At 46.7% G+C, this 7,963-nt stretch carries 3 protein-coding genes; all 3 read right to left on the reverse strand.

Annotated elements, in window-relative coordinates; all coding sequences use genetic code 11:
- Nucleotides 1-438 precede the first annotated feature (438 nt).
- Nucleotides 439-2,670, reverse strand: a complete 2,232-nt coding sequence (locus PJIAN_RS14705) for an OmpA family protein (protein ID WP_084252380.1) — start codon at nucleotides 2,668-2,670, stop codon at nucleotides 439-441.
- 88 nt (nucleotides 2,671-2,758) lie between these two features.
- On the reverse strand, nucleotides 2,759-3,694 hold the full coding sequence (locus PJIAN_RS14710) for a PorP/SprF family type IX secretion system membrane protein (RefSeq protein WP_068704726.1): 936 nt from the start codon (nucleotides 3,692-3,694) through the stop codon (nucleotides 2,759-2,761).
- Between the two features lie 118 nt (nucleotides 3,695-3,812).
- The coding region (locus PJIAN_RS14715) for an Ig-like domain-containing protein (protein ID WP_084252379.1) at nucleotides 3,813-7,963 on the reverse strand (4,151 nt) is incomplete at its 5' end.

A 7,963-nucleotide genomic window follows, 5' to 3' on the forward strand; every position in this document is an offset into this window, starting at 1 on the left:
CACCTGAATAACGCATTAATGTCAACGCTTTAGTTGCTAAAAGCATAAATTTTGCATAGATGTGCTTTTTGTCTTTGATTATTTTTCTGTTCTAATGCATTCTATATGAAAAATGGTGCATTCTGTGTTTGTTGTCAGGTACTTTAGTCTATATGTCGATTCAGAAACGTTTTCGTAAACCAATGTTTTTTTTGTCGGATATTTGCTTATTTAGGATTCAGATTTAATGAGGTCATCTTGACTTTTTATACTATTGCTCCTACAGAGTTTTTAGTCCATGAAACTAATAATCAATACCTTCCGATAATCACCAGGAATTACTCCGAAAGGAGCATTTAAGCTTTGGAGAAGTGATATTATATAGCACAACAGGAGGCTTCTCTTTTCCCAAAGAGAAGCACTCCCTAACTTCCGCAGATCATTTTGTTGATTAAAATTCTACTTGCATTGTTCGAAGAAATTGGCCGGAAGTATAGTTGGATCGAGCTGTTCTCCCGCTTTGAATTTATTCGGGTCGAAAGCTCCCGGTGTTTCTTTGTCTGAGCTGTAACTTAACACCTTAATCTCTGTTCGACGATTAAGCTGATGATCTGCTTCACTGCACCAAACGCCGTTATCACAACGGTTTAGCAGTTGATGTTCTCCATAACCTTTTGCTATTATTCGATTTTGGTTAATGCCCTTTGATACAATGTATGCAACAGCCGATCTGGCCCGCTTGTCAGACAGTGTGTCGTTGTAGCTGTAGGAACCGCGACAGTCTGTGTGGGCGCTGAGTTCTATGTCGATCGGATAGATTTTCATGATGGTAACCAGACTGTCAAGAATCGGACGTGCATCGGCGCGGATATTCCATTTGTCGAAATCGTAATGGATGTTGTCCAGTTTCCATTTCATGCCGATGGCAAACTTGTCGAGCAGCAAATCGCGTGGTGCCGGCTGAACCATTGTAGCTTTCGAGGGGTTAACCACCTGCATGGCGAGACAGTCGCAGTTGCAGTTTTGCTTCACTCCTTCGATGGCGTAATTGCACGGATTGGCAACAGCCTTCACAATTATATCGGACGGATGTTTGACTTCCATGCTGTATTTACCGTTAGCATCCGTTTTCAGCACATATACTTTTCGTTCTTTCGGGTCGAAAACAAAAACCGATACGTCGCTGATTGGCTGGAGCGTTCTTTTGTCTTTTACATAACCTTCTATCAGAGAAGAATAGATTTTCTTTTCGTAGTTGAATCCGAAGATATTGTCGTTGCCACCGATACGATCGGAGGTGAAAAATCCTGTTGAGGCGCTCGCTCCCTGTGTCCATCCGAAATCGTCGGTATTGCTGTTGATAGGATAGCTCAGGTGTTCCGAACTATCATTTCCGGCAAGAAGGTCTTTCAACGGGATGCGGTAAATATCCAGTCCTCCCAGACCGGGACGTCCATCACTGCTGTAGTACAGGTAGCCGTCTTCGGTAATGGACGGGAACACTTCGTTTCCGGCAGTATTGATCACATCCAGTTTTTGGGGTTCGCCCCACGATTGAGAGCTGTCGTTTCTTTTGCTAACATACAGGTCGTAACCACCTTTTCCGTTTGGCATATCACTGCTGAATACCAACAATGTTCCTTCCGGATTTACCGCAGGATGCATTGCCGAATACTGATTGGGATCGCCAAATGGCAAAGCCTTGATGTTGGTTATCTTTTTGCCGTCGTATGATCCCTGCATCAGTCGGATACGGTTGATTTTATTCGCATCGGGGTGGTCATAGTTGGCCGAGAAATAAATGGTATTGTTTTTGTCGATTGAAACACCGCCTGCATTGTAAGGCACATTGTCCAACCCTTCCACAAGAGAACCCACAAAAGTATTTCCCTGCAGGTAATTGCGTGGAAAAGCTACCGATAAAGCGGGCGCAGAAGCCTTTGTATCTGCTCCTTCATAGACGCCCGCTATCCTCTTCTCTTTAGATTTGGTTGGTATTGCTGAAAGGTCAGTAATTTGTTTGCCGGTTAATGAGGATACCGGCTGAGTGCTCAATGTGTTCTTATCTACCTGCCACAGGCGCGAATAGTTTCCTCCGTCCCAGTCGAAAGCTCTTGTTTTGGATGCGTAAGGACGGTTGCTGCTGAATAATAATGTATTGCTGTTGAGTAGTGGTGCAAATTCCCTGTAGGGAGTGTTCATGTCCGGAAAACTCATTTGCCAGTCGGCGGAGTCTTTTTCCATTTCTGCCAGTTTGCCGGCATCCATGAAAGCTTCGGCTTTTTGTTCGAATCCCGGAATACCTTTGAGCCATTCGCCTGCTTTCTTGTATTGGTGGGCGCGTGCCGCAATCTCAGCCAAACGGATACGATCCGTATTGGAAAGAGAACCTGAATTTTTTGCGAGTAGGTGGTCGTATGCTTTTTTGCATTTATCGTACGATCTGGTTTGCCAGTAACAGTCAGCAAGTTTTGTCCAGTATACCGGTGTTAAAACATTCCCCCTGGCAATACTCTTTTCGTAATAACCGGCAGCTAAAACATATTTTTTTGCCACATAAGCCGCATCACCCTGACTGATATCTGCAGTAATGTTCATTCCGCTTTGGGCAAACAAGGTAAAACTACCCATCGCCAGCAAAAGTAATAATGATGTCAATATGCGGTTGGATATTTGGGTAATAGTTTTCATAGTTGTGCTAATTATCTGGTTTATAAACTTGATCTGTATTACTTTGGCTTTCACCTATTTTAGGACGCATTATTATGACACGAGCCGGTTAGTAGTATCTGGGAGACTGAACTTCTTTGCTGGCTCCACCCAGTTCGAGTCTGAGCATAATTTCATGCGTTCCTTTGTTGTAACTTTTCAGATCGGAAATCGTATAGTCGTATGAGTATCCGATACGCAGTTGCGGAAGTACCTGAAATTCCACCATGCCCACGAAAGCATCGCCTGTCCGGTAACTGACTCCCACACCCAGTATATCATGGAACCACCCGTTGAGGTTAAAATCGTATTGAACGGTAGCCCCTTTTACGGCCTTGATCAAAACAGACGGTTTGAGTTTGATGACCGGTGAAAGCGTAAAGAGATAACCGCCGGTGAGAAAATAGTGATTGTTGGCTCCGAAACTCTTTTGGTTCAACTGGTTTTCGGCTTCTATTTTTGTGTGCAACAAGGCCGGAACAGAAAGACCAACATACCATTTTTCGGTGGCAAATAACATCCCGAATCCGGCAGTGGGCAACCATCCGCTCACATCGTTTTGCAACAGTGGATCGGTTTGATCCAGCGGATTGGTTTCTGAAAGGTTTGCCCTGTAGTTTAAAAGACCTCCGCTTACACCCAAAGACAGGAATGCGTCGTTGAAAGGAATACGGTGCGAATAGAATGCCTGTACGCCGGTTGTCTTTTCAATGCCCATTTGGTCATTGTAGACCTGCAGGCCAATGCCTTCATTGCTGCCTTCAATGCGTCTGTCCCATGTGATGGACCCGGTTCTGGGTGCTCCGGTAATACCTATCCACTGAGCCCGATACAAGGCTGTTATATTGTCAACTGCGCGATTACCTGTATAAGCCGGGTTAATATGGATCATATTGAACATGTATTGAGAATACATCGGCTCTTGTTGACCCTTCAGGGTGCCGCAAAGCAGCAGCAAACCTGTGGTAAGAATCAATGATAATTTGGAAGTCAGAGTATGTAACATTGTCGTAAATTTTAATGGTTATTCATGCCTGTCTCTGCCATTTTCATAGTTAACGTTTCCCGGTATCGTGGAGTGCTTTCGTTTACTAAAAGACAACTCCACTTTGCCGGTATTGCTGTTAACGTCTCAATGTGATATAGCTTGCTAGTTTTTCAACCTTATTCGTTTCTGTATTGCGGATCACTATGATGTAATAATATGTTCCGCTTGGCAGATTCTGACCCAACAGATGTCCGCTGCCCTTACCGTCCCAGTCGTTTTGATAATCGTTGCTCTCGTAAACCTTATTACCCCAACGGTTGAAGACTTCCAGAGAGATAGTGATTCGTGAGGAGTGAATGATTGTGAATTTATCATTATGACCATCCTGGTTAGGCGTAAACGCATCCGGGATAATCAGAATCTCAGGTATCTCCGTCTTTGTCGGTCTCGGGAATGCACCTTCAGTGTTCGATGGGTCATCAGATAAGACATTGGAGATGGCTCCGGTAGTCCTGGACGATCCGTCAAGCACAGCCTGATTGTAGACTGTTCCAAAGAACCGGTTCAATGTGGTGTGCACTTCAATGGTGATCTCTTCCGTGCTGTTAGGTGCCACTGCACTGCCATCGAGCAATACGTTGGTGCGGGTAACGCCGTCAAAGAGCCCGTTTGCTTTCAACTTGCCGGTTGCCGTAATACCAACCACCCGGAATTCCATCGGACTTAAAATTACCCTGCTCAGGTCATCGGTAATATGTATCGAGGTAATTGAGTCAGTGGTTAATTTGTTGGTTACCGATATGGTGTATTTCCAGTTAACAGTGCCATCTCCGTTGTTTACCGGTGAGGTTGACCTCTTGTTGAAGGTCATCATATCTGTATATGGTCTCACCGTAATGGTTACCGTAGCCGTCGATGTCAGACCGTTGCTTGCAGCTATCGTATAGGTAAACGAGTCGGAACCTGTGTATCCGGTTGTCGGAGTGTAAACAATCTTGTCGTCTGTCGGATTGTTCGGCGTTCCGCCGTTATTTACCGTTACCGTTCCGTGAGCCGCGCTTGTGGCTGTGATTGCAGTGGTGGATGGTCCATCCGGGCCAAAGCTGTCATTGGACAATACGTTGATGGTTGTACTTGTATTCTGAATCATCGTCACATTGTCATTGACTGCAACAGGAGGATCAGAAACCGAGGTGACAGTAATTGTCAACGTGCCGGAAGCTGTGCCACCATTGCCATCGCTGATGTTGTAAGTGATAACAGGAACAGAACCATTGTAGTTAGCCATCGGAGTAAAGGTGTAGCTACCATTGGTATTGATAATTATTGTGCCAATACCTGTCATTGTAGCTGTAGCTCCGGCGCTATAAGCAGTACCTCCGATTGTAAATCCGGTCACTGTCAGCGGATCGCCATCCACATCGGCATCATTGGTCAGTACGTTATCGTTTAACGGAGTGTCTTCCGGTGTACTTTTCACATCTGCATTGGCAACAGGATTGTCATTCGCTGCCGTTACCGTAATGTCGAGTGTTGAAGAAACAACAGCCGAACCATCAGTTGCACGATAGAAGACAGTCGGTACTTTTCCGTTGAAATTAAGAGCCGGTGTAAATGTGAATGCTCCATTGGCAGCAGCCACAAGAGTACCCGTTGAAGAGACGTTGACAGAAGCCGGCGTTGTGTAGACTTTTTCGCCTACAACGATGTTGGCTACCGAAAGCGGATCACCATCCACGTCAGAGTCATTTGCCAATACATTACCGCTTACCGGTGTGTCTTCCGGTGTGGTGTATACGTCAGGTCTGGCTACCGGTGCGTCATTGACCGCCGTTACCGTGATAATCAGTTTTGCAGAAGCTGTGCCGCCCACGCCGTCACTTATCATGTAAGTGATAGCCGGAACTGTACCGTTGTAATTCAACGTCGGTACGAAGGTGAATCCGCCATTTGCATTGAGGGTCAGCGTCCCTTCTGCCGAAGTGGCTGTCCCCGGCGAATAAGTGGTACCATTCCATACAAAGCCTGTTACCGTGAGGACATTCGTTACGTCCGGATCGGTGTCGTTTGCGAGAACATTACCTGTAGCGGTTATGTCTTCCGGAGTTGATACATTATCATCAACTGCTATCGGCGGAACATTGCCGTAGATAACCGTGATCGCATATTCACAAACTGTCGTATTGCCGGATTTATCCGTTGCTGTCCATTTAATGTTGGTAAGGCCTACATTAAGTATCGCATTGTCAAGAGTCGTTCCGGAACCGGTTGTTGCGCCAGTCATGTCGTATGTCAACGAAGCAAGAGCATCATTGTCGGTTGCAGTTGCATCCCATCCTGTACCTTTAATGGTGTAGGTGTAAACGCCACTCTGAGAGGTGAAGCTTACATTCTGACCTGTGAAACATTTTGTAAACAGCGGATTCTGATTATCCACCACTGTTATTGTTTGTTTGCACGAGGTGGTATTGCCACATTCATCGGTTGCCGTCCAGGTCACGGTGGTTGTTCCTATCGGATATTGACCGCTGGCATTCATCGTGTGGTTGAAATCGTTGCTGTACTTAACTTGACCACAATTGTCGGTTACAGTTGGTGATGCAATGGTAACCGTAGCAAAGTTCTTATCCACATCGACAAATACGGTTTGAGATGGAGGACAACTCAAAACCGGAGCGGTGGTATCCTGTACCTTGATCACCTGTGTCTTCGATGCACTGTTGTTGCAAGCATCGGTAGCTGTCCATGTACGAGTCAGAGTGTAGGTACTTGGGCAAACGCCGTCTGTACGGACTTCCTTGTAAGTAACCACAGGAGCTGCGTCGCAATTATCGGTAGCGGTCAGCGTTGCGGCCACAGGTACGGCATTGCATTCCACGGTAACGTCGGCAGGAGCTTCGCTCAAAATAGGAGCTTTTGTATCCTGAACCTTGATAACCTGTGTCTTCGATGCACTGTTACCGCAAGCGTCGGTAGCTGTCCATGTGCGGGTCAGGGAGTATGTGCTCGGGCAAACGCCGTCGGTACGTACTTCCTTGTAAGTTACCACGGGAGCTACATCACAATTATCGGTAGCAGTCAGCGTAGCAGCTTCAGGAACAGCATTGCATTCAACGGTAACGTCGGCAGGAGCTTCGCTCAAAATAGGAGCGGTGGTATCCTGAACTTTGATCACCTGAACTTTCGATGCGCTGTTTCCGCAAGCGTCGGTAGCTGTCCAGGTACGAGTCAGAGTGTAGGTACTCGGGCAAACGCCATCGGTACGTACTTCACTGTAAGTTACCACAGGAGCCACGTCACAATTATCGGTAGCTGTCAGCGTTGCAGCTACAGGTACTGCATTGCATTCTACAGTAACGTCGGCAGGAGCTTCGCTCAAAATAGGAGCGGTGGTATCCTGTACCTTGATCACCTGAACTTTCGAAGAGCTGTTTCCACAAGCGTCGGTTGCTGTCCATGTGCGGGTCAGAGTGTAGGTACTCGGGCAAACGCCGTTAGTTCTTACTTCTGTGTAAGTTACAGGTATGACCGTGCTATTGTAATCTGAAGCTGTAAGTGTTGCTGCATCTGGTATTACGTTGCATTCTACGGTAACATCAGCAGGAGCATCACTCAGTACAGGGGCTGCCGTATCCTGTACTTTAATTATTTGTGTTTTTGAAGAACTGTTACCGCAAGCGTCGGTGGCCGTCCAAGTGCGTGTTAGTGTGTAATTATTTGGACAATTGCCATCAGTTCTTACTTCTGTGTAAGTTACCACTGGAGCTGCATCACAATTGTCTGTCGCTGTCAGTGTAGCCGCGGTTGGAACAGCATTGCTTTCTACGGTAATATCTGTCGGTGCTTCGCTCAAAACCGGAGCTTTTTTGTCCTGAACGGTGATTACCTGTGTCTTTGAAGAACTGTTACTGCAGGCGTCGGTGGCTGTCCAGATGCGGGTCAGGGTGTAATTGCTCGGGCAAGCGCCGTCGGTGCTCACTTCCTTGTAAGTAACCACAGGAGCTGCGTCGCAGTTATCGGTAGCTGTTAGTGTTGCAGCTACAGGTACGGCATTGCATTCCACGGTAGCGTCAGCAGGAGCCTCGCTCAAAACCGGAGCGGTGGTATCCTGTACCTTGATCACCTGTGTCTTCGATGCACTGTTACTGCAGGCGTCGGTTGCTGTCCATGTGCGAGTCAGGGTGTATGTGCTCGGGCAAACGCCGTCGGTACGTACTTCCTTGTAAGTTACCACGGGAGCTACATCACAATTATCGGTAGCAGTCAGCGTAGCAGCTTCAGGAACAG

It is taken from the genome of Paludibacter jiangxiensis (genome assembly GCF_001618385.1).
GTDB classification, from domain to species: Bacteria; Bacteroidota; Bacteroidia; order Bacteroidales; family Paludibacteraceae; genus Microbacter; species Microbacter jiangxiensis.

Bases quoted from the DNA above. Each gene is read 5' to 3' on its own strand.
- PJIAN_RS14705 (WP_084252380.1), bottom strand. From the start codon at position 2,670: ATGAAAACTATTACCCAAATATCCAACCGCATATTGACATCATTATTA.
- PJIAN_RS14710 (WP_068704726.1), bottom strand. From the start codon at position 3,694: ATGTTACATACTCTGACTTCCAAATTATCATTGATTCTTACCACAGGT.